The sequence below is a fragment of the Vibrio sp. 10N.222.52.B7 genome, assembly GCF_041474275.1.
Classification (GTDB): Bacteria; Pseudomonadota; Gammaproteobacteria; order Enterobacterales; family Vibrionaceae; genus Vibrio; species Vibrio crassostreae_C.
On the sequence record NZ_JBFRTU010000069.1, the window covers coordinates 1 to 21,694 of the forward strand.

Genomic DNA, 21,694 nt, shown 5'->3' on the forward strand with positions numbered 1-21,694 from the left:
ATTTATAACTTTGATACCTTTTCAAAGTGAGCAGGAGATTAGCAGTCGGATAATCAATTCGAAAAACAAAAAATGAGTTTGGAATTATAGATGTGATCAAAATCACTGATAATTGTGTAAATTAAACAAATAAAAACAAAATAATTCACTATTAATTTACATCCATCGAGGGTTTTATACATAAATTTGTCGTTTCAAAGGTAGTAAATAAGAAGAGATGATTTTCTTATCAATCTTCACGTCTTCAATTGACTGAACAAATACCGTTGTTTCAAAAAATTCGGTGAAGATAACCAGTCGATTTACGTCCATGAGCCTTAACTATTTGTATTGAATGGTTTTGTTGAACTCCTCAAATATGACTCACCGACAGGCCTTTACAAAACTTTACGAATGCAAAGAATGTAAATTTAATGCAAATGGTAATAGTTATCACTTATATTCACTCCCGAAATAATTCAGTGGTACCGGCAACGGTTCAGCGAACACATCGAATAAATAACAAAGTGTTCGTCTAAAAGAATAAAAGCGGAGTAAAGGACATGTTTTCAAAGAGCCCATTGGCTTTAGTGATCGGCGCAGTATTAGCTTCACCAGCAGTATTGGCAGAAACAGTAAAAACAGACGAGCATATGGTTGTTGAAGGTCGTGACTACGGTTATAAAGCCGACACGAACACAACAGCAATGCGCATGGAGGCGACTCAATTAGAGACTCCGGGACAAGTTTCAGTAATCGATGAGCAAATCATCGATGAACAGCGTGCAACAACGCTTGGTGACGTGCTTAAGAATGACGCGAGTGTAAGTGCTGGCGGTACAAGTCGTAACCGTGAACGTTTCTCTCTACGTGGTTTCTCGGTAGAAAGCTCTTCGGGCTTCCTTAAAAATGGCCAGCAACATTGGTCTCACTACCGTCAACCAATTGAACTGCTAGAGCGTGTTGAAGTACTTAAAGGGCCTTCTGGTCTTCTTTACGGTATTTCTGCACCAGGTGGTTTGATCAACATGGTAAGCAAAAAACCAACTTACGATACGCAAGTAAGTGTTAGCCAAGATATTGGTTCTAATGACCATTCTCGTACAACGGTAGACGTAAGTGGCGCTTTGAACGACGCTGAAACTCTACGTGGTCGCGCGATTCTATCTAAAGAAAGCTACGGCTCTTGGAGAACTTATGGTGACGGAACTGAACCACAAACAGAACGTTTTGTTGGTGGTGTATTCGTTGATTACGATGTAACTGAAGACGTGACAGTTTCTGTTCATTACGACAAAACTAACGACGAAGGTAGCGTAGATTCTGGCGCTTTATACACGCTAGACGGCAACCGAGTAGGTAGCGACAAGCACATCTGGGATGCACAGTGGTCACAGATCGAGAATGATGTTGAGAACGTTGGTTTTGATATTGCTGCTAACCTGACTGATACATGGTCATTAAAAACAGGTTTCAACTACCAAGATTTCGAACGTATTGATATGGAAAGCTACCCAAGCTTTTCAAATATGAATCCTGATGGTACGGGCACCGTGACTCAAGGCGGTAACTACCGTCATGATAAATGGCGTTTCAGAACGGCTTACGTTGATCTAACAACAACCGCTGATCTTGCGGGCACAGAGCACCAACTATTATTCGGTGCTAACTGGTTAGGCTACAGCTATTACCGTGGTATGGATCGCTTCAGCAGCGCTGAATACGCACCAGATGCAACAGTACCAGCGCCGTCAGTGGGTCCAACATCGCTAGGTAAGATGAGTACTTACGATACTTGGGGCTTCTACATCCAAGATTTGATTACTATTAATGATGAATGGCAAGTTCTTGCGGGTGCTCGTTTCGACCGTAAAGTAAGTGATGGCGTAGCAGAAGAAAATGTAGCGCCTAAGCTTGGCCTGATTTACCACCCAGCATCAAACGGTAGTATCTACGCTTCTTACTCTGAAAGTTTCGAACCACAAGGTGTTGTGTCTAGCGGAAGCCGCAACTACACCAACGATGGCGAACTTCTTGACGCAGCAACGGGCGTGTCTTACGAAGTCGGTACTAAGTGGGAACTGATGGACGAACGTCTATTCGTTTCTGGTGCGGTATTCGATATTACCCAAGAAAACATTTCAATGGATGTAGAAGACACTTCATCAGGCGATTGGACGAAGACACAAGGTGGCGAACAAGTTCACCGTGGTGCTGAGCTAGCCGCACAAGGCTTTATTTCAGAGCGCTTCTCAATGTCTGGTTCTGCAATGTACTTAGATGCTGAAATCACGAACCATGAAACATATGAAGGTAACCGTCCAGTAGACGTACCTGAGTTTGCAGCAAGCGTTTGGTCTACCTATGCAGCAACAAACGAAGTTGATGTGAACCTGGGTCTTATCTACGAAGGTTCTCGTTACGGCGATAGCGCGAACACATTCAAGAAAGACGGCTACGCACGTGTAGATATGGGTGCTGCATACACGCTTAAGTACGACGATTCTCTTGATTTCGTAGCGCGTCTAACAGTCGAGAACGTATTTGATAAAGAATACCTAGCGGGTGGCGGTTCAACATCTTCAAACCACCAATTTGCTGAAGACGTAGTAATCGGCGAAGGCCGTAACTACATGGCAACGTTACAGGTAAAATACTAATTTGTTAGTAGGGTACTATTGTTAGCCTAAATATTAAGGGGAGGGTTTCTACTTTCCCCTTTCGTGATTCTGCTATTTCGTAAAATATCCCTAGTAATGTGAGTGACTTTTAATGATAATGAGACTGCTTATCAATAATAGTATTTATCAATAAAATGTATTTGACCTTCTTCTATAGTAAATGACTACAATTATGAATCTTTTAAAAACTAGCCTAGCGCTTGCCATCAGTTTGGTTGCAACGTCTTCTATGGCAAACAGCTTGGATCAAGCTCAATCAATTCAAAACAAGACCAATAACGCGTCGGCTTCGAGCCAAAAGGTTATTGATAAAAGCTCACAAGCGACTTTAATGCTGCAAGCTGAGATTGAGCGTCTGCAAGAAGAAGTTAAAAACCTAGAAATCTATCACGATCACCTTGCTGCATTAGTTGAGAGCCAAAACCAAGAAGCTCAAAGCATTGAAGAGCAGATCGAAGAAATCAAATACACACGCCAAGGTGTTGTGCCATTGATGTATCAAATGATCGATGGTCTTGAACAGTTGGTAGAGAAAGACGTGCCGATTAAGAAAGAACAGCGTCTAGAAAGAGTAGAAAAGCTACAAGCAATGATGACTCGTGCTGACGTAAGTGACGCTGAGAAATACCGCCGTATCCTAGAGGCATACCAAATCGAGATGGACTACGGCATTAAGTTGGGTGTTTACCAAGGTCGTGTCGCATTGGCGAGTGATAAAACAATCGAGGCAGATGTTCTGCACTTAGGTCGTATCTCTTTAGTTGCTCGTAACCTAAATGGCAGCCAATACTGGGCTTGGAATCAAACAGAAGCTCAATGGCAAGAACTTGATTCTTCTATGAAGTCTGAGCTAGATAAAGCGTACGATATTGCTGGCCAACAAGCTGCCCCAAGCTTGATTACTTTACCTGTTTCTTTAATTGTTGCGGAGGTTAAGTAATGAACTTAAAATCATTAGCAGCATTGCTTTGCATTACATCACTTTCATTTTCTGCTTTCTCAGCTTCAGACTCAACGGCTCAGCTCGTTAACAAAGCAAAATCAGAAAACCGTACTCAAGCTTCTCACAACGTAGTGCGTGAAGCTGATTTCAAAAAGACAGAACAAGAACTGAAAGCGATCAAAGCTCAGCTTGAAGCGAAGCGTACGTCTATCCAAGGTGCGACAGATGTTCTGACTCAAACGTTCAGTGATAACGAAAACAAGCTTGCTCGCTTAGAAGAGAAGCTGCGTTTAGAAACCGGTAGCTTAGGCGAGCTGTTCGGTGTCGTTCGTCAAAACGCAAAAGAACTCGGCGCAGAGCTTAGCTCAACCGTGAATAGTGTTGATCGTGCTGAACACACTGCAACTGTTGATCAAATCATTGATGCTAAATCACTGCCTTCAATGCCACAGCTGACCGGTTTGTGGATGAGCATGGTTGAACAGATCCAAGCGAGCTCTGAGCTTAGCAAATCTCAAATTGCATTCATTAATGGTGAAGGCAATACAAACAAGGTTGACGCTTACCGACTAGGTTCGATTGGTCTTGTGACAGAGCAAGGCTATGTTAACTGGAACACTCAGCGTGAAGATGCGATCGCTTACCTTAAGCAACCACAAAATGGTCCAACGTTAGCGTCACTTTCTTCGTTAGCGAATGGTGAAGTATCTAACGTGGTTGTCGATCCTTCTCGCGGGTTTATGCTAGAGCAATTAGCACTTACGCCAAGTTTAACTGACCGTCTACAAGCGGGTGGTGTGGTTGGTAAAGTGATTCTTGGCCTACTAGCTATTGGTCTAATCATCGCATTAGTTCGTGGTGTCTCTCTTGCTATCGCACGCCAGAAAATTCGCGCGCAACTTAAGAACCCTGAGCAAGCGGGTGATAACCCACTAGGTCGTGTTCTTGCGATGTACAACAAGGAACAAAACCAAACGGTTGAAGCGTTAGAGTTGCGACTTTTAGAAGCGGTAGTTGATGAGCAGACTCACCTAGAGAAAGGTCTATCGATGCTTAAGCTATTGGCGGCACTAGCACCAATGTTGGGCCTTTTAGGTACAGTAACCGGCATGATCGAAACATTCCAAGTGATCACTCAGTTTGGTAATGGCGACCCTAAAGTTATGGCGGGTGGTATCTCGATGGCGCTTGTAACTACGGTACTTGGTCTGGTTGCGGCAATGCCTCTTCTACTGGCACACAACATTCTTAGCACTCAAGCAGAAAACATTCGCAATATTCTTGAGAAGCAAGGTATTGGTCTTGTTGCTGAGCAGGCTGAAAAGACCGTTGAATCAAACGCTGTTGTTTCACCAGTTGGGACTGCTGCGTAATGGATATTTTGTCGGGTTCTCTATTACCAGCGAGTTGGTTAACGAGTGACTGGCTGCTGTCTTTATCAAGCTTTATGGAGCAGGGCGGTTTCGTCCTGTGGTGGCTAGCGGCTGTCGTCCTAGTGTATTGGGTGCTTGTGGTAGAACGTGTGCTTTATCTTGCGTTCTACTTTCCTAAGCAACGCCAAGCTTGGATAGCGAAATGGCATGAAAGAGAAGATCACTCTTCTTGGCATGCCAAAGCCATTCGTGAAGGTTGGTTAGGGCAAGCGAGTATCTTGCTTAACCAAAACTTGAATTTTATTAAGCTGTTAGTCGCTATTTGCCCGATGTTGGGCTTGCTAGGCACTGTAACCGGTATGATCTCTGTTTTTGATGTTATGGCGACACAAGGCAGCAGTGACCCTAAATTGATGGCTTCAGGTATCTCGTTAGCAACACTGCCAACCATGGCAGGCATGGTTGCAGCGTTAGCGGGCATGTTCGTTCACGCTCGCTTAGCGAAAGTATGTAACCGCTTAGAATTGAAATTAGAAAAATCTTTAAGGAGTCAACGATGAGACTCGGTCGACGTCATTCTAAAAACGAAGAGGCTCAAATAGACCTTACTTCGATGCTTGATATTGTCTTTATCATGCTTATTTTCTTTATTGTGACCAGTTCATTTGTTCGTGAGTCAGGGGTGGAAGTCAATCGCCCACAAGCTTCTAACGTAGTAAGCCAAAAGGATGCAGGCATCTTTGTTGCGATTACTTCTGCAAACGACATTTTCATCGACAAGCGTGTCGTAGATGTTGAACGTGTCCAAGCGACGTTAGAGCACTTGTTGCTAGAACAACCTGATGCTTCTTTGGTTATTCAAGCGGATGAACACGCTTACAACGGTACTGTTGTTAAAGTGATGGATGCCGCGAAAGGTGCAGGTGTTAAAAACATTGCGCTTGCTGCTGATAAGCGATGATCTTGGAGGATCTTCATAAATGATTCGCCTATTTCTTGCTTTACCGCTAGCGGGCGCGTTGGGCTTAGCGCTGTTTTCTTTCATGGCTTGGATGGTCGATAATGGCCACCAACGTTCACCAGACGATAGCGAGACGTTAAGTTTCAACATGGTAATGGTGGAACAAGAACAAGAAGTTCAAAGAAGACAACGCGCAGTCCCTGAAAAACCAGAAATGCCAGAGCCGCCACCGGAAGCGCAAACGTCTCAGTCACAAGCTGAAGTTACGCCTCTGAATTCGATGTCTTCTTTGCCTTCATTGGATTTGAACACATCCATTGATGGCTTAGCGATTAACGCACCGACATTCTCTGATTTTGGGTCAAACCAACAAGCAATGCCTTTGTATCGAGTAGAGCCTCGTTATCCAGCGAAAGCGCTTAAGCGTGGAGCTGAAGGCCATGTGATTATGTCTTTTACTATCGATGAAACGGGACGTCCAATTGACATTCAAGTCACTGACGCAAACCCACGTCGTATGTTTGAACGTGAAGCGATGAGAGCACTTAAAAAATGGAAATATCAACCGAAAGTCGTCGATGGAAAAGCGATAGCTCAGGTTGGTCAAACCGTGAAACTAGAGTTTAAGTTGGCAAAATGATGAAACAGATATGGATATTAGTGGGCTTGTTGTTAATGCCCCTTACAACACAAGCGCAAGAGCTATCTCAATATACTGCCATTCGTGTTCAAAAGGCGCATAAGCTTGCTCAAGATGAACAGGTTAAACAGGCGATTGATGTACTCGCAGGCTTGGAGCTTTCTAAAGGTTACGACAAAGCATACGTAGCTCGTATGTTGGGTGTGTTTTACTGGCAAGATGGCAAAACTGACGCGGCGATTAAGCAGCTCACTTATGCCGTCGATACGAATTTGTTAGTCGATGAGCAAGCTTGGATAACGAAGCGTATGCTGGCTGATTTGTTGTTGAACGATCAGCAGTTTAAAAACGCGCTTCCGCACTACTACGAGTTAGTGAAAACAGCGCCTGAAAAGGAAAAGAAAGACACGCTTTGGATGCGAATTGCACAAGCTGAATACCAAATTGAAAACTGGTCGAAAGTCCTAGTGGCCATCGGTAATCACGACAAGTTCAATTCAAAACCAGAGTTATCACCTCTATCGCTAAAACTGGGCGCACAGCTTCAGTTAAAGCAGTGGAAACAGTCGATTCCTACACTGGAAAGCTTGATTGAACTTCAACCCGAGAAAGATAACTGGTGGCGTCAACTGGTTGGTATTCAACTTAGGTTAGATCGTAATCGTGATGCATTGAACACGTTAGCACTGGCTGATCTACAAGGTGTTGAGCTGAAGAACTCAGATCGCCGCTTGTTAGCGCAGCTTTACGCGAAACGTGGCATTCCAGAGCGCGCAGCACAAGAAATTAGTAAGTTAGATGATGCGAACAGCGATGTTCAACTTCTGGCTGAGCAAGCAACCTACTGGCAGTTAGCGAAAGAGTGGGACAGTGCTATTGAAGTATGGACGTTAGCGTCTAAAAAGGACACGCAATATCATTGGAATGTGGCTCAATTACTGGTTCAGCAAGGTTACTACGATCGTGCTCTGGTTGTTTTGGATAAAGTGAAAGACAAGAACAAGCAAGCTGATGTTGCTTTAGCGAAAGTACGTTCATGGTACAAGCTAAAGAATCTTGATAATGCTCTTGCTCAAGCGAAACGTGCGAACAACATTGAGCCTTCTTCTGAGGCAAAAGGTTGGATTAAATATCTGACTCAGCTAAGAACAGTGAGTGATAACGGCAACGTCTAACTGCGAATAGCACAACAGAAGACAAGAGAAAGTAATATAGAGAAAAGGGTGTCATTTGATGGTTCAAATGACACCCTTTTTAATTTTGGCGGTTAAAGCTTTTTGAACTTTATCGTTCCAATGCGGCAGTTAAGGCTCGCACATCGTGCCGCTGGACGTAGCACTTTGAATCACGCCGCTGGTATCAGCAACCCAATTAATGGTGCAGTCACGATAAGGGTTTTTGAATGCGTGTACTGTATAACCATTGTCTAACGGTTTCTTGGTTTCAATCCAAGCATAGTTTCGAGACGCCCAAAAACTGATAGGGCGTGACCGTTCGGTGAGATAACGTTTTTGTACATCGGTTATGTCTGAACCGATGTATTCTTGAATATGTTCTTCCGTGCTGATTATTTGGCTGGTGCACGCTGTCACTAGCGCAGCAAAAGCCAAAACAAAAATACGCATTTCAAATCCTTTTAAGCTTCATTAGCTATCATCAAACCAGTGATCAAATAGTCCCAACTTTCTATCCTTAAAGCTACGACTGTTACCTTAAACCCATCTCAATCAAGCATGTTGAGATTGAGCTTTTTTGAGCTTTGACCCTGTTATCAATAACCTCTAATAAAACGAATCAAATCCCTTTAGTACACGTTAGCAAGAATATGCATACAGTTCGATTACTTCCCATGTAATGTTATGTAAATTTCCTTACGCCACTCGGCAAACGTAAACAATGTAAATTGAATGCCAATACGAATGATTATCAACTAAATTGTCGCCATAAAATTTATAGGTATTGGTTTGTATGTCGTTAAAAAGTAGGGCGGTTCAGTCATGGGCTCGTCGACTTCATGTTTATATTTCTATGGCGCTTCTGTTCGTGGTTCTTTTTTTCTCAGTAACCGGTATCACCCTGAACCGACCTGAGTTATTTGAATCAAGCCAACCCAATATCCAACGCTCTACGCTAACGCTTCCTACAAGTTTATTTACGGTTCAAGACGGACGTTTAAAAGCTGACGAGACAGCCTTTGAAACGTTTCTGTTCGAAGAAGCCAACCTCTCCGGCGTTCCTTCTGGTTTGGACATCTATGCAGAGATTGAAGATGGTGAGTTGCTCATCGGTGAGGTATCTATGGACTTCAAAGGACCCGGCTACAACGCTTCCGTTTTTGTTGACGTTACGTCTGAGTTTGTAGAAGTCGAAACCACTAATTACGGCGTTATCGCATTGTTGAACGATCTGCATAAAGGTCGTAACAGCGGTGAAGTATGGAAATGGTTTATCGATATCACTGCGCTATTGATGATCTTCTTTGTGCTTACTGGCGTGTGCTTACTGTTACCTAAGAAAAAGACGCTTAATACTTCCATCAAATGGACGGTGTTTGGGTCTGCAATCTCATTGGTTATCTATTTTATCGCCGTGCCTTAACGCTTGATTCGATTGATGAATCGGATTGAAGAGCGAACTTAAGGTTAAACGGATTTAAAAGGTTGTTAAAAATGAAAAAAATGAACTGGGGCAAGGCGCTTCTTGCTTTATCTCTTTTGCCAAGCCTAGGTATGGCACAAGCGACTCCTGATACGGCAAAACTTGATGTGAGCTTCGAGCTTCCAAAGATTGATACCTCTATGTATGCGCGTCCCTATGTGGCGGTGTGGGTAGAGAACAGCGAACGAAAGTCAGTGAAAACCATTGAACTTTGGGTCGGTAAAGATGAATGGCTGAAAGATCTACGCAGCTGGTGGAGAAAGGTTGGCCGTTACGATCGTGATCTTGTTGACGCTGTGACATCCGCAACGCGTCCAGCTGGCAAGTACCGTTTCGCTTGGGATGGTAAGAGTGATGATGGCCAAGCACTAGAACAAGGCGAGTACACGGTTCATATCGAAGTGGTTCGTGAACATGGTGGCCGTAACTACCTTCGCCAAAAAGTATCACTCACAGATTCAAACGTATCTTACGAATTAAAAGCAACGGAAGAGACGGGTGAAATCACCCTGAACTACATCGCTAAATAGTAAGTGCGAACAGTAAAACCAAGCTGAACAGAATAGACAGTGGTCATCGTAGGCTCAGATAGAGCAACACGGCTAACAATTATAAATAATGGAATTGAACATGATGAAACAGACAAAAATCAAAGCACTTGCTCTAGCGGGTGTGATGGCATTCGGCCTAGCAGCAACGACAACGGCACAAGCTCACCCACGCTGGATTTTGCCATCACACTTTACCGTATCGAAAGAAGGTGGTGATTGGCTAACGTTCGATGTTACTGCGTCTCACGGCACGTTTGTTTTTGATAAGCCTGCTGGCAGCGAAAATGCTCATGTCATCATGCCAGATGGCCGCAGCGAGCGTCCTAACTTTGTGATTCGTGGCAAGCGTCGTTCAATCTTCGACTTCTATTTTGAAGAAGAAGGTACACACAAAGTGGCGATCAACAACCAGCCGTCTTACTACACGCAATACAAAGCGGGTCGCCGTGACACGGTGAAGTGGATTAAAGCAAACAAAGCTGAGCGTGACTCAGTTCTACCTGAAAAATCACGTGACGTGGTAACGCAGATCAGCTTCACTCGTGCAGAAAGCTACATCACGGTAGGTAAGCCAACGGATTCAGTGTTCAAAATTGAAGGCAAGCTTCTAGAAATGAAGCCTGTGACACACCCTTCAGATATCGTTGAAGGCGAACCTGTGACATTCCAGTTCTTCTACAACGGTGAAATCCAGAAAGACGTGAAAGCGGAGATTACTCGTGAAGGTACGCTTTACCGCAACCACCAAGAGCAGATTGATGTGGTGAGTGATGAGAACGGTGAAATCACGTTTACTCCAGACGTAGCAGGTCGTTACGTAATGAAAGCGAACTACAAAGGTGAGTTGATTGACAACCCACTGGCAGACAAAGCAAGCGCGAACGTTCACCTAACGTTCGAAGCGCTGCTTCAATAGTCTGTGATATCGGGGCTAGATCCCTGATTAAGAATCAAAAAAACTTAAGGGCTCATTTGAGCCCTTTATCGCTCAGTTTACTTCTGAGAATTTGCACTGTGGCTAGGGTACGAACCATGACAATAAAAACAAAACTTAACGCTTTAATGACTCCTTGCTTAGCATTGGGACTTGGTTTCGCTGCATTACCTGCGCAAGCACACTTTCCACTGATGAGCTGCTGGTTTGAAGGTAAGACTGTTGCTTGTGAAGCGGGTTATTCGGATGGCAGCAAAGCGATTGATTACGCAGTTGAGATGTACGATTACGAAGACAACTTGATTGCAAAAGAGATGACAGATAAACGTTCTATCGTTGAATTCCCACATCCTGACACTGAGTTCTACCTTGTGTTCGATTCAGGTCATGAGTTTCCAGTTGAAGTTGATGTTGTAGAGATCAGTGAAAAATGATGATTCAAAGCGTACGTGCTGATACGGGCGGCAGAGAGGGCAAATGGGTAGGACTGATCATTGTGTTCATCCTTTGCTTTGCAAGCGTTGCTATCCCATTTCATCAGGCTGAATCCCACGTTAAAGCAGTGCTTGATCATCAAATTCTAGTGACTGATGTTGAACAAGAAAACTTGGCGATGCTATCAGAGCTGCGTTTAGCGCATGAAGAAATCCGTGACCTTCGTATGGACTCCGAAGGTGAATGGCCGAGTGTTGCGTCACTTAAAGATGAATGGGTTGCCCCGTTTGTAGAAGATCAGAGTTGGAAGCGCAAAGGTTCTCATGCTTGGGTACTGGATGAGCGTGGTTACTATTTCTCTGCTCCAAGTGAACAAGCTACGCCAACCGATCATGGTTCTGCGGATTCCTTTATTTTGAACGCGAACAGCGTTTCTCCTGAGATCTGGATCTTCTTGGGTGGCGTAGCGAAACAGCCAGCAACTTTTGACCAACACACGCTTGAGTCTACTGGTTGGAAAATGGTCGTGAACGAATCAGAAATTGAACAGCATCATGAAAGCGATGCTCACTAATAATAAGAGAATTACTATGCGAATTATGACTCTGTTCATGTCGTTATTAGCGGTGTTCATGGCACCCAATGCATTGGCAAAAGAATACGAGATCGATAGCGGCAAGCTGACGATTGGTATCACACTTCAGCCTTACTACAGCTACGTGAAAGCAGTTGTAGGAGACAAAGTGAACATTCTTCCTTTGGTTGACGCAGGTTTCAACCCACATAACTACTTACCACAACCCAATGATTTAAAGCGATTGAGCCAGATGGATGCAATCGTAGTAAACGGTATTGGTCACGATGACTTCGCGCTTAAAGTGATTTCAGCCGCGCAACGTGATGACTTAGTGGTGATCGAAGCAAATAAAGAAGTGCCTCTCCTTCCTGCACTTGGTCAGTCTGTTGGTCAAGGTGCCGTTAACCCGCATACCTTTGTTGGGCTTTCAACAACGATTCAAAAGGTTTACACCATCGCTAGTGAAGTGTCTAAGCTCGACCCAGACAACGCTGCGTTTTATCGCAAGAATGCGCGTAAGTACGCTAAGCAATTCCGCTTTATGAAGCGTGACGCGATGCTGTCACTGGGCGAACTCGATACATCAGGTATGAAGGTCGCGACTACACATAATGCTTATGGCTACATCCTTCAAGAGTTTGGTGTGGATGTCGCAGCAGTCATCGAGCCTGCACACGGTGTTGAGCCAAGTGCTAGCCAATTGCAAGAGACGATCGAGAAGATCCGCGCATCAGGCATTGATGTTCTGTTCTACGAGCTAAACATGCCAAACCGTTTTGTTGACACCATTGAAGCGGAAACAGGCGTTCAGCTTTACCGTTTTTCTCACATGACGCACGGCGAATATGAAGACGATAAAGTCGAAGTTGAGATGAAGAAGAACCTAGAGACGTTAATCGAAGCTATGAAATTTGCGGCGGCGAACCAAGCTAAAAGCGGGAACGCATAATGTTAGGTCCATCAATCTCAATTAATAAACTCGGTCTGCAATACGATAACAACGTAATTCTTGATGATATCTCGCTCGAACTTAAAGCGGGTGAATGTCATGTGATCATGGGGCCAAACGGCGGCGGTAAAACTTCATTATTGCGCTCTGTGCTTGGCCTTACGCCTTTCTCTGGTCAAATCAATATCCACTGGCCAGAAAAGCCGAGTATTGGTTACGTACCTCAAAAAGCGACGTTCGAGTCGAGCTTACCTTTGACGGTAATGGACTTCGTACTGCTCAATCAAACGCGAATACCGTTGTTTTGGCGTCGTAAATCTAAGCAGCTGGATTTTGCTCTCGCGCAGTTAGATCGCGTTGGTATGGCGACACGTAGCGACCGCCGCATGGGGCAGTTATCCGGTGGTGAGCAGCAACGTGTGTTGTTTGCCCAAGCATTGTTGGATAACCCAAGCCTACTGGTGTTGGATGAACCAACGACCGGTATGGACGAGCAGGGCGTTCGTTATCTTGAATCGTTAATTCGTGAATGTGTTAGTGAAGGTCGTACGATCCTTGCGGTACACCACGATGTCACGGCAGTGCGTCGACTCGAAGCGAACGTACATGTTGTGAATCGATTCTTGGTTGATAGTGGACCACACGAAGAAGTCTTACACCCAAGTAAAATAGAGAGCCTATTCCAGCACTACAGCAGTGGCTCTGCCATGACTAAATCTCAGGAGGTTGCGTAATGGATTGGTTACGACAACTTGCCATTAGTGGTGTTGAAGCGGGCTGGTTATCAGACAGCTTCATGTATGCCTTCATGGTCAATGCTCTTGTTGCAGCGTTATTGCTTGGCCCTCTGTTAGGTGGTCTTGGTACCTTGGTGATTGCCAAGCGTTTAGCTTTCTTCTCTGAGGCAGTTGGTCATGCAGCGTTAACCGGTATCGCCATTGGCGTTTTGCTTGGCGAACCACCAGAAAACCCAATCATTGGCCTGTTTAGCTTCTGTATGATCTTCGCTCTGCTTCTTCACTTTGTAAGAAACAGAACCAACGTACCATACGATACCTTAGTTGGTGTATTTCTAGCGCTAGCACTAGCGGTCGGCGCGGCATTACTGATGTACGTTGCTCGTAAGATCAACATCCACATGCTTGAAAATGTACTGTTTGGCTCGATTCTTACGGTAACAGACCAAGACTTAGCGATTCTTGCAGGTAGCTGCGCGATCATCATCTTGCTCTTGATACCGACGTTCAACCGCATTCTCTTGACTTGTATCAGCCCTGATATTGCGAAGGTTCGCGGTTACAACACCAGCTTTTACGATTACTTGTTTGTCATGATGATCACCTTAGTGACAATTGCAGCCGTAAAGATCGTGGGCGCGGTTTTAGTGGGTGCGTTATTGCTGATTCCAGGTGCGACAGCTCGATTGTTGACTAAACGTATGGGGAGCTTTGTACTGCTGTCGGCATTACTCGCGACCATCGCGTGTTTGGTTGGAACAGTATTGCCTATGGAGCTCAAACTGCCAGTGCCATCGGGCGCGTCAATCATCATCGTTTCTGCAACGTTTTTCCTAGCAGCAACGCTATACCGAATTGTAAGAAAGGCGTAATCATGACTTGTTTAATGAATCGTATCGCTAGCTCAGTAAAAGCAGCGGCTCAAGTGAGTGTGCTGGGTAGTGTGTTAATGGCTGGTTCTGTGATGTCTTTGAACGTGAATGCAGAAGACATCCTAACCAGTACACCTGTGACTTATGCATTGGCGACAGAGCTAACCAAAGGCACGGACATTACGACTGAATACCTGCCACCCAAGCGTTACGGTATTGATCGTCTGCCGAATTGGTTTGGTACCAAGGGTGCGAGTAAAGTGCTTCAATCGGGTGAAAAGGCGACCGTTGCGGTAACACTATCATCGATCTGGCAAGCGGATCCTACCTTTGTCTACGCAAGACAAGGCAATATCCGTTTGGTTGAGGTTGATGCCGCTCAAGCGATTACACCGCGTGCACAAGGCGTTGCTGCGCTTACATTGTCGAATGGTGATGTGTCTAAATACGCATGGTTAAACCCGACCAACTTAACACGTATGGCGGCGATTGTGGCTGACGACTTTAAGTTGTTGTGGCCTGCGCAAGCTGAAACGATTGATAGCAACTTACAACGTGTGATGTTGGATGTTCGTGAACTGATCAACAAGCAGCAAGCAGTATTGCTCGACAATGACGTAGATTCAGTATTGTTGCTTTCAGAAAGCTTGGAAGATTTCGCCTCTGGCAGCCAACTGTTTGTTGAAGAACGCATGTTCAAAGCTGAACTGGAATGGACAGAGCAGGACAAAGCCAAGCTTAAAGAGATGTTTTCGGAAGATGATGCTCTATGGTTAGTTACAGCGAAAAAGCCAAGCAACTTGATTAAATCATTGGTACCGAATGAGCGTATCTTGGTAGTGGATTCTGTTGATCGTTGGGGCAGAGCGGGAATCAACGCAAAAGCACCGTTTGCCCGTTGGGAAGTGCAGCCATTCAAAGGCTAACCAGCGCGATTAAAAATGGTAGGATCAAAAAAGCAGCCCAATTTGAGGCTGCTTTTTTGTTCTTGTCTGTTGGCTCTGAAAAGAGTGTCAGACAAGAGGACTGCGAGTATAAACTTACTCTGCAGCTTTTGTCTCTTCAGCTTCAACAGTTGCTTCTACTGAACCTTCAGCTTGCTCTTGAGCTGCTTTCGCTTGTTCTTCAGCTTCCATTTTTGCACGGTCAGCTTTAGAGATGTAGCGAGGCTTGTTGCTACTATGCAGTTTAGAATTCGCCTGTTTCTGCTTCTTTTTTAGAATTTGATTGATTTTTTTCTTACGGTTCATTGCTGCATAGCCTTGTATTTAGTTTAGGCGGTGGAGGATAATCATTTTAGCTCTAGAACTCAATATTTACATGGTATTCAGCAAGGAAAATATCACTATGCAGTCAGTCGAGACCGAACGTTTAAGATTAAGAATGATCACACCTCAAGATGCGGCGTTTATTCAACGACTATACAGCTCAGAAGATTTCCTGCGTTACATTGGTGATAAGGAAATCAACGACACTGAAAAGGCTGTCGAGTACATTGAAAACAACATTCTTAAGATGCATGAAGAGAAGGGTGTCTGTTTGTTGATGGTTGAAATCAAAGAAACTTCAACGCCAATTGGTATCTGCGGATTAATAAAAAGAGACACCTTAGCGTCGCATGATATTGGCTACGGGTTTGCTCCTGAGTTTTATGGTCAAGGCTTTGCCCAAGAAGCCGCGGAGGCGATAATTGAACAAGCTAAGCAGAATGCTGATATCGATCATTTAGTTGCCATCACTACCTCTGATAACATTCGAAGTATCAAACTACTGACTAAGTTAGGCTTTGTGTTCGAGCGAGTTGAAGATGTGATAAGCGAAAGCGTTAATCTCAACCTGTACGGTTTCTCATTAGGTAATTAAAACATGTTCCAACATAGCAATATTCTACAAGGTGAGCTCGCAACGGAGTACAAAACCGTTATTGCGATGGTGCACATCTATTGCAAAGATCACCACGGTGAAGTTCGTCAGAATAACGCGTTATGTGAGGAGTGTGAGCAACTGTTGCGTTACGCCGAAACACGACTGGATAGATGTCCTTATGGCGAAGCAAAACCGACCTGTAATAAGTGTCCGATTCATTGCTATAAACCAGACCCGAAAGAGCAAATGCGATTGGTGATGCGCTATGCCGGGCCAAGAATGCTACTTAAGCATCCGATATTAGCGATTCGACATCTGATTCATGAGAAACGGAAAGTGCCTGAAAAGCCGTTGTCGAATGTGTCGAACCGCCATATCCGAATGAACAAGAAGTAAGTGGCGCTTTAAAGTAATTTCTAAAGAAATGCAAAAGGTCTGATTTCTCAGACCTTTTTTATGTAGATACGTTTTATCTAAGTTTGAATATAGCCAGGTAACTGAAACTTACGCCGCTTGAGGCTCTTCGTAGGTCACCGTTAGGTTGTTGATCCAGCGTCGGCTCAAGTAACGGTGTGAACAGATGGTCAATTTCACGACTTCTTCTACCAACATTAGACCATAGATGTATTTAAAGTCCCATTCAGCGACAAACGCGCCGTAAACACATACTGGAATGCCCACCATCCACATCGCGATGAAATCCATGCGAAGGCAGAACGCATTATCACCACCAGCACGAATAATACCGTTAATGATCACCATGTTGAGCATGCGAATCACGACCGCAAAGCACATGATCATCATCGCAGGTGAAGCAAGCGGGTATAAAGCGTCTTTGGTCAGGTTTAGCCATGACAGAACGTGCTCTTTACCCATAAACAATAGCAAGCCTACAACCGCACCAAAACCAACCACGGCTTTGATGAACGTCAGACCCATACTCATAGCGTCATCAAACTCATCACGACCGAGTGAGTGACCAAGCAACACGGAACACGCTACAGAAATACCAAAGAATATCGAGTAACACAGCGACTCAAAAGGCGCGAGCATAGAGAACACAGCAAGTTCCGTTGTGCCCATGTGACCGAAGATCATTTGGTATGCCATAGTACCCATTGCCCATAACACGGCATTCATCGTTAGTGGCAAAGCAATACGACGGTAAGATATCCACAATGATGGACGATGTGGTGAGCTAGGCGTGGTTAACAACCAATGTTTACGCATGCGCATGTAGCTATACATCAAGCCGACTTGAATTGCGCGAGCGAGTGTCGTCGCTAGTGCTGCACCTGCTACGCCCATAGCGGGAATACCAAAGGCACCTTTGATTAGAACGAAGTTAAGCGCAATGTTGAGTGCAATGGTCACCGCGCCTAATAGCAGCGGGGTTACGGTGTCACCTGATGAGCGCATGCTTGCTTCTACCACGACCACAATGTGAGTCAGCAGTAGAACGGGGAAGCCATACCATAGGTAAGTCGCGCCAAGTTCAATCACGGTTTGATCGCTGGTTTGCAACATCATTAAAAACTGAGAACCAAGAGTGATGATTGCAGTAACAGGCAACAGAACTTTTAAGCCAAACACCATCGCGATAGATGATACTGTTCGCGCGCTTTTTCGGTCATTCTTTCCCCAGTATTGAGCGACTAATGTTCCATTTGCTGAGGCCAACCCTGCCATAATCATAATAGCAACGAAGTGCCATTTTGATGCAATTCCCACAGCCGCAGCTGCTTCCATACCATAATCACTGACCATTAATACGTCAGCAAGGGCAAGAATAGCGACAAGCGCACTTTGCAAAGCAACAGGCAAACCAAGTTTAACGATACGAGGTAAGATGCTCTCTGGCTTGTTATTCATAGATGAGTTAGGGTTGATGTTAGTTGTCATAAGTTCTCCGATTTATGGCAGAACTATAGTGATTTGAGCGAAGTAACAACATGTTTAAAAAACAACAAAACCTGTGCAAATCCGTCATTGATTCAATGAGACCAAAATCAACTTGGCATGATGATGTTTTTCTCGCTGAACAGTGTAAAGAACGTTTTTTGACCGTTGAAGATATTCCAGAGATGAAAAGCTTTGGTGTCTATATGGGCGGCATGGCGAAGCTATATGATGGCTACTGGGTTGAGCGCGAATCTGTTAATGTTCATACGTTGATTTTCACTATGGAAGGTGGCGGGATTCTAACAACCGCAGCATCGGTCAAAGCGATTACGCCTTATACACTCGTGGTGCTTCCTGCTGAAACCCCATTTCGTTTTGAACTCGATCCTCAATATAATTATTGGAAAATGGCGTGGATGTTGACGCCTGACACCAAGCAGTGGCAGCACATTGCAAGTTTAGGTCAGGGGGTTGTGCCTTTTGGAGAGTGTGAGCAGATCTGGTCATTAATGAACTTGGTTTACTTTGAGATAGGCGGTAGAGCCAGTTACCGTAAGTTACTCTTGAGTGAAATTATCCGAACATTGACGGGGTTTGAGCCTAAGTCGACCAGCACCACTGCACGTGTTCAAGCGCTCTATAACGAAATTGAAAGTAGTCTGCATCAGCCATGGACAGTGGCAGGGATGGCTGAAAGAGTGTTCATCAGTGAAGAGCAACTCAATAGAGTCACCAAGACGCTATTCAACCTCTCACCACGCAGTAAATTGATTCAATTACGCATGGACAAAGCCACCAGTCTACTGAAATATCAAGATTGGTCAGTTTCTATGATTGCTAATCGCTTAGGCTACAAAGATCCTTATAACTTTTCGCATCGTTTCAAAAAGCATTTCGGTTTATCACCAAGCCAATACCGTAAAAGCCATCGAGGTCGCGGTTAGCATCTTGCACGATGAAATGAGAAGTGTGGGAGAAGAAGGTTACATATAGGCATGAGTTGAAAAGGGCCCTTCGCTTAGACATAAAGTCTGAACTCGGAGCCCTAATGACACGCATCTAGTGTCTGTCTATTTAAGCTTACTCGCCTGCAATCTGTAGGTGAGAGCGCTTTAGGCTAGCAATCAACATGTAGATCGTTGTAGCAAGTAGAGACGCGAACAGGTAAGTGAACAATCCTGCTTGTGAATCCATAAAGCTGTCTGCAACGATTGGTCCCGCAACAGAACCGATGCTGTAGCAAAGTAGCATGATTTGAGTCACTGACACCAAATAGCTTGGGTCAAGGTTACGGCAACCTAAGTTAATCGCGATTGGGTATAGCGCAAATGTGGCCATGCCTAATACGAACAAGCTCATACCTAACACGTAGAAATCGTGATTGATAGTCAGCACACCAATGCTTGCAACCCCTAGCAGGCAGAACAAAGCCATTAATAACACTTGTCCTACGTGGTGAGATAACCAAGTCACCATCGGCTGTACAGCCATACCACCCATGATAACCAAAGCCATCAAACCACCAATGTCTTCGTGTGCAATGTTACGTTGAGCAAGTTCAACTGGCATCAAGCCGTAAATCGCACCTAGCGTTAATCCGGAAACAATGCAGCCAATTAGCGCGCTGTGGCTTAATTTGCTGATCTGCTTTAAAGACAAAGATTGCGCATCGTGGATCTGTGGTGGAGTTGCTTGTCCGTACATCAGCACAATGATCGCACCAAACAGAAGGGTGAACATTGCGATGAAAGGTACGCCACCAGTAATACCTAGGTAACCGATACCAAGCTGACCAACTGCAGAACCGCCGTACAGTGAACACATGTAGATAGCGAGACGTTTTGCGCGTTGTGACTCGTCGCCGCTCATTAGCCAAGACTCTACAATCACGAAGATACCTGCAACCGCCACACCAGCCACAAAGCGAGCTAGTAGCCATACTGCTTGGTGTGGGATCAATGGCAATACAAGGATCGTTGCGATGAACACACTCAATGCGATGACGAACGCATCTTTGTGGCCAACACGCGCAATGGCACGTTCAATCAATAATGTACCAGCCAGTAGACCTGCATAGAATGCACTCGCCAACCAACTCGATAGATCTTTGTCTAAGCCATACTCAGACAGCATTAATGGTAATGAACTCATTAAGTAGCCTGAAGCGATCGCGTAAAAAGACAATGCAATAACAGGAACAGTTATGCGAGTTGTTGGTTGGATGTTGTCCAATGCAGGAGCCTCTGATAGTAAAAGAAACGATGAATTTTCCGCGACTATGGGGGAGAAACTGAATTGGGTAAAACAAATAAAAATGGTCGTTAAGATAAAAGAAATTTATCGACCAACTAAACTAAAATACGGTTGCGATATTTGGTGGTTTGGCGAGATTTTATGCGGGCAAAAAGTCGTTAAGCCGTTGTTCATTGGTGGTTTAATTTAGAAAAAGATTGCAGCGTGATTGTCTTTTTATGATTTGGATTGAGTGGGATTTTAAGTGTTAGACCGTTTCTTTACGGTATTGACGTGGCGAGTTACCACTCCACTTACGAAAGGCATGACGAAAGTTAGCGCTATCAGAAAAGCCAACTCGTTCAGATATCTCTTCAATACTCATTCGAGTTGAAGAAAGGTAGTGCCGGGAAAGGTGAAAGCGAACATGGTCCAGTATCTTCTGATAGCTCGTATCCGCTGCTTTCAGGTGACGACGCAGAGTTCGAGAAGACATGCCCAGTTCTGAAGAAATGGATTCTATAGAAGGGTAACATCTTGGCCTTTCAATCAGCATCTGAGAGACTTTCTCTTTGAGGCTACTGGGTGCACTGACTTTTGCCAACATGTCATCACACGATTTTAAGCACATCTGTAAAGTGATGGGGTTGGCGGTAGGAAGAGATGAATACAAGGTGGTTGCGTCGAACTCCCATTCAAGCCGGTCACTATTGAATTCAACCGGGCAGCGGAAAATCTCTGTGTATAGATCGCCGTATTCAGGTTTTGGATAGGGGAAGCGGATCACTTGAGAAGGAAAGGGCTGCTGCAAGACCTCTTCGCACAAACTGTGTATCGCCGCGAACCAGTATTCACAACAAAAGGGCAGTAAAGAATCGAGTTCGATAAGTTGCTCTGCGCGAAAGTAACCAATGTTGTCTTCTACAGACATGGTTTTCCTGAGGACAGGGCCAGCAAGTTGCAGATACTTGAACCCGATTAAAAAGGCATCGAGTAGTGTTTCGCTACTAAACACCGCATAACCGAGCACGCCGAAATCGCTGAACCTCGCTTGTTGGCCAACTTTAAGCCCCAATCCGTCTTCGTTGGAATTCGCTAACGCATTACTGAACACAGCAAGCTTTTGCGCCAAAGTGATGTGTGTATCGGGTGTGTTGAGTTGGAGAGCATCGATGTTACTTCCTTCGAGCAACTCTTCGATACTGAGAACAGGCGACAGGTAACGATGCAGCAACTGAAGATCCAGAATGCCGAATGCTTGCATGTCGGGTTCGTAAACTGCGGTGTATTCCATAAGCTGCCTCTTGTTGAATATCGATATCTTAACCGAACTTTTAACATTTACGCCTGTTGCTTGTTCTCACTTTCGCAAGCTTGTTCCAAATTTTGGTTTATGTGTGCAAG

The 21,694-nt window shown here is 44.7% G+C and carries 25 protein-coding genes; 20 read left to right on the forward strand and 5 right to left on the reverse strand.

Features of this window, described 5'->3' with window-relative positions:
* Positions 1-542 precede the first annotated feature (542 nt).
* The 7 genes from AB4512_RS17030 to AB4512_RS17060 all read left to right on the forward strand — a co-directional run bounded on the left by AB4512_RS17030 (position 543) and on the right by AB4512_RS17060 (position 7,752).
* Positions 543-2,639 carry a TonB-dependent siderophore receptor gene (locus AB4512_RS17030; RefSeq protein ID WP_372175218.1) on the forward strand — a complete coding sequence of 699 codons (2,097 nt, stop codon included), beginning with the start codon at positions 543-545 and terminating at the stop codon, positions 2,637-2,639.
* A 193-nt stretch (positions 2,640-2,832) separates the two neighbouring features.
* Positions 2,833-3,600, forward strand: a complete 768-nt coding sequence (locus tag AB4512_RS17035; protein ID WP_102333605.1) for a DUF3450 domain-containing protein — start codon at positions 2,833-2,835, stop codon at positions 3,598-3,600.
* The gene (locus AB4512_RS17040; RefSeq protein ID WP_372175219.1) at positions 3,600-4,976 is read left to right on the forward strand and encodes a MotA/TolQ/ExbB proton channel family protein; all 1,377 of its coding nucleotides are present in this window, start codon (positions 3,600-3,602) and stop codon (positions 4,974-4,976) included. The genes AB4512_RS17035 and AB4512_RS17040 overlap by 1 nt, the downstream gene beginning before the upstream one ends.
* Positions 4,976-5,536, forward strand: a complete 561-nt coding sequence (locus AB4512_RS17045) for a MotA/TolQ/ExbB proton channel family protein (protein WP_010429842.1) — start codon at positions 4,976-4,978, stop codon at positions 5,534-5,536. The genes AB4512_RS17040 and AB4512_RS17045 overlap by 1 nt, the downstream gene beginning before the upstream one ends.
* The gene (locus AB4512_RS17050; protein ID WP_004739212.1) at positions 5,533-5,937 is read left to right on the forward strand and encodes a biopolymer transporter ExbD; all 405 of its coding nucleotides are present in this window, start codon (positions 5,533-5,535) and stop codon (positions 5,935-5,937) included. The genes AB4512_RS17045 and AB4512_RS17050 overlap by 4 nt, the downstream gene beginning before the upstream one ends.
* Positions 5,938-5,956: 19 nt before the next feature.
* Positions 5,957-6,577: an energy transducer TonB gene (locus AB4512_RS17055; protein WP_008219721.1), complete on the forward strand. Its 621-nt coding sequence runs from the start codon at positions 5,957-5,959 to the stop codon at positions 6,575-6,577.
* Complete coding sequence (locus AB4512_RS17060; protein WP_372164754.1) at positions 6,574-7,752, forward strand: tetratricopeptide repeat protein; 1,179 nt, start codon at positions 6,574-6,576, stop codon at positions 7,750-7,752. The genes AB4512_RS17055 and AB4512_RS17060 overlap by 4 nt, the downstream gene beginning before the upstream one ends.
* 129 nt (positions 7,753-7,881) lie before the next feature.
* On the opposite strand, the gene AB4512_RS17065 is transcribed toward AB4512_RS17060, so the two are convergent.
* Complete coding sequence (locus tag AB4512_RS17065) at positions 7,882-8,202, reverse strand: hypothetical protein (protein WP_372175220.1); 321 nt, start codon at positions 8,200-8,202, stop codon at positions 7,882-7,884.
* A 343-nt stretch (positions 8,203-8,545) separates the two neighbouring features.
* On the opposite strand from AB4512_RS17065, the gene AB4512_RS17070 reads away from it, so the two are divergent.
* The 9 genes from AB4512_RS17070 (at position 8,546) to AB4512_RS17110 (ending at position 15,216) form a co-directional block, all read left to right on the forward strand.
* Complete coding sequence (locus tag AB4512_RS17070; protein ID WP_372175221.1) at positions 8,546-9,175, forward strand: PepSY-associated TM helix domain-containing protein; 630 nt, start codon at positions 8,546-8,548, stop codon at positions 9,173-9,175.
* Between the two features lie 71 nt (positions 9,176-9,246).
* Positions 9,247-9,765, forward strand: coding sequence for a DUF2271 domain-containing protein (locus AB4512_RS17075; protein WP_372175222.1), 519 nt, complete (start codon positions 9,247-9,249; stop codon positions 9,763-9,765).
* A 100-nt stretch (positions 9,766-9,865) separates the two neighbouring features.
* Complete coding sequence (locus AB4512_RS17080) at positions 9,866-10,702, forward strand: DUF4198 domain-containing protein (protein ID WP_017062544.1); 837 nt, start codon at positions 9,866-9,868, stop codon at positions 10,700-10,702.
* A gap of 116 nt (positions 10,703-10,818) precedes the next feature.
* Complete coding sequence (locus tag AB4512_RS17085) at positions 10,819-11,154, forward strand: hypothetical protein (protein ID WP_017062543.1); 336 nt, start codon at positions 10,819-10,821, stop codon at positions 11,152-11,154.
* Entirely contained in the window at positions 11,151-11,729 is a 579-nt protein-coding gene (locus tag AB4512_RS17090; RefSeq protein ID WP_372175223.1) for a DUF6162 family protein, read from the forward strand. Before AB4512_RS17085 ends, AB4512_RS17090 begins: the two co-directional genes overlap by 4 nt.
* 16 nt (positions 11,730-11,745) lie before the next feature.
* On the forward strand, positions 11,746-12,681 hold the full coding sequence (locus AB4512_RS17095) for a metal ABC transporter solute-binding protein, Zn/Mn family (protein WP_372175224.1): 936 nt from the start codon (positions 11,746-11,748) through the stop codon (positions 12,679-12,681).
* Complete coding sequence (locus AB4512_RS17100) at positions 12,681-13,415, forward strand: metal ABC transporter ATP-binding protein (RefSeq protein ID WP_372136568.1); 735 nt, start codon at positions 12,681-12,683, stop codon at positions 13,413-13,415. The genes AB4512_RS17095 and AB4512_RS17100 overlap by 1 nt, the downstream gene beginning before the upstream one ends.
* Positions 13,415-14,290 (forward strand): metal ABC transporter permease, encoded by an 876-nt coding sequence (locus AB4512_RS17105; protein WP_065206162.1) that lies wholly within the window; start codon positions 13,415-13,417, stop codon positions 14,288-14,290. Before AB4512_RS17100 ends, AB4512_RS17105 begins: the two co-directional genes overlap by 1 nt.
* Before the next feature lie 2 nt (positions 14,291-14,292).
* The gene (locus tag AB4512_RS17110) at positions 14,293-15,216 is read left to right on the forward strand and encodes an ABC transporter substrate-binding protein (protein WP_372175225.1); all 924 of its coding nucleotides are present in this window, start codon (positions 14,293-14,295) and stop codon (positions 15,214-15,216) included.
* A gap of 114 nt (positions 15,217-15,330) precedes the next feature.
* Here AB4512_RS17110 and AB4512_RS17115 read toward each other — a convergent pair whose 3' ends face one another.
* Positions 15,331-15,540: a DUF2986 domain-containing protein gene (locus tag AB4512_RS17115; protein ID WP_017060973.1), complete on the reverse strand. Its 210-nt coding sequence runs from the start codon at positions 15,538-15,540 to the stop codon at positions 15,331-15,333.
* A gap of 97 nt (positions 15,541-15,637) precedes the next feature.
* On the opposite strand from AB4512_RS17115, the gene AB4512_RS17120 reads away from it, so the two are divergent.
* Together AB4512_RS17120 and AB4512_RS17125 are read left to right on the forward strand one after the other, a co-directional pair.
* Entirely contained in the window at positions 15,638-16,153 is a 516-nt protein-coding gene (locus tag AB4512_RS17120; protein WP_372175226.1) for a GNAT family N-acetyltransferase, read from the forward strand.
* 3 nt (positions 16,154-16,156) lie between these two features.
* Positions 16,157-16,552 carry a nitrous oxide-stimulated promoter family protein gene (locus tag AB4512_RS17125; RefSeq protein ID WP_372175227.1) on the forward strand — a complete coding sequence of 132 codons (396 nt, stop codon included), beginning with the start codon at positions 16,157-16,159 and terminating at the stop codon, positions 16,550-16,552.
* Between the two features lie 108 nt (positions 16,553-16,660).
* Here AB4512_RS17125 and AB4512_RS17130 read toward each other — a convergent pair whose 3' ends face one another.
* Complete coding sequence (locus AB4512_RS17130) at positions 16,661-18,058, reverse strand: MATE family efflux transporter (protein ID WP_372175228.1); 1,398 nt, start codon at positions 18,056-18,058, stop codon at positions 16,661-16,663.
* A gap of 50 nt (positions 18,059-18,108) precedes the next feature.
* Here AB4512_RS17130 and AB4512_RS17135 point away from each other — a divergent pair, with 50 nt between their 5' ends.
* Positions 18,109-19,002, forward strand: a complete 894-nt coding sequence (locus AB4512_RS17135; protein ID WP_136978232.1) for a helix-turn-helix domain-containing protein — start codon at positions 18,109-18,111, stop codon at positions 19,000-19,002.
* A 136-nt stretch (positions 19,003-19,138) separates the two neighbouring features.
* Here the strand turns inward: AB4512_RS17135 and AB4512_RS17140 are convergent, their stop codons facing one another.
* On the reverse strand, positions 19,139-20,290 hold the full coding sequence (locus AB4512_RS17140) for an MFS transporter (RefSeq protein ID WP_029235229.1): 1,152 nt from the start codon (positions 20,288-20,290) through the stop codon (positions 19,139-19,141).
* Here AB4512_RS17140 and AB4512_RS17145 point away from each other — a divergent pair.
* Positions 20,262-20,501 (forward strand): hypothetical protein, encoded by a 240-nt coding sequence (locus AB4512_RS17145; RefSeq protein WP_017060129.1) that lies wholly within the window; start codon positions 20,262-20,264, stop codon positions 20,499-20,501. The genes AB4512_RS17140 and AB4512_RS17145 overlap by 29 nt on opposite strands.
* A 57-nt stretch (positions 20,502-20,558) precedes the next feature.
* Here AB4512_RS17145 and AB4512_RS17150 read toward each other — a convergent pair whose 3' ends face one another.
* The gene (locus AB4512_RS17150; RefSeq protein ID WP_372175229.1) at positions 20,559-21,584 is read right to left on the reverse strand and encodes an AraC family transcriptional regulator; all 1,026 of its coding nucleotides are present in this window, start codon (positions 21,582-21,584) and stop codon (positions 20,559-20,561) included.
* Between the last annotated feature and the right edge of the window lie 110 nt (positions 21,585-21,694).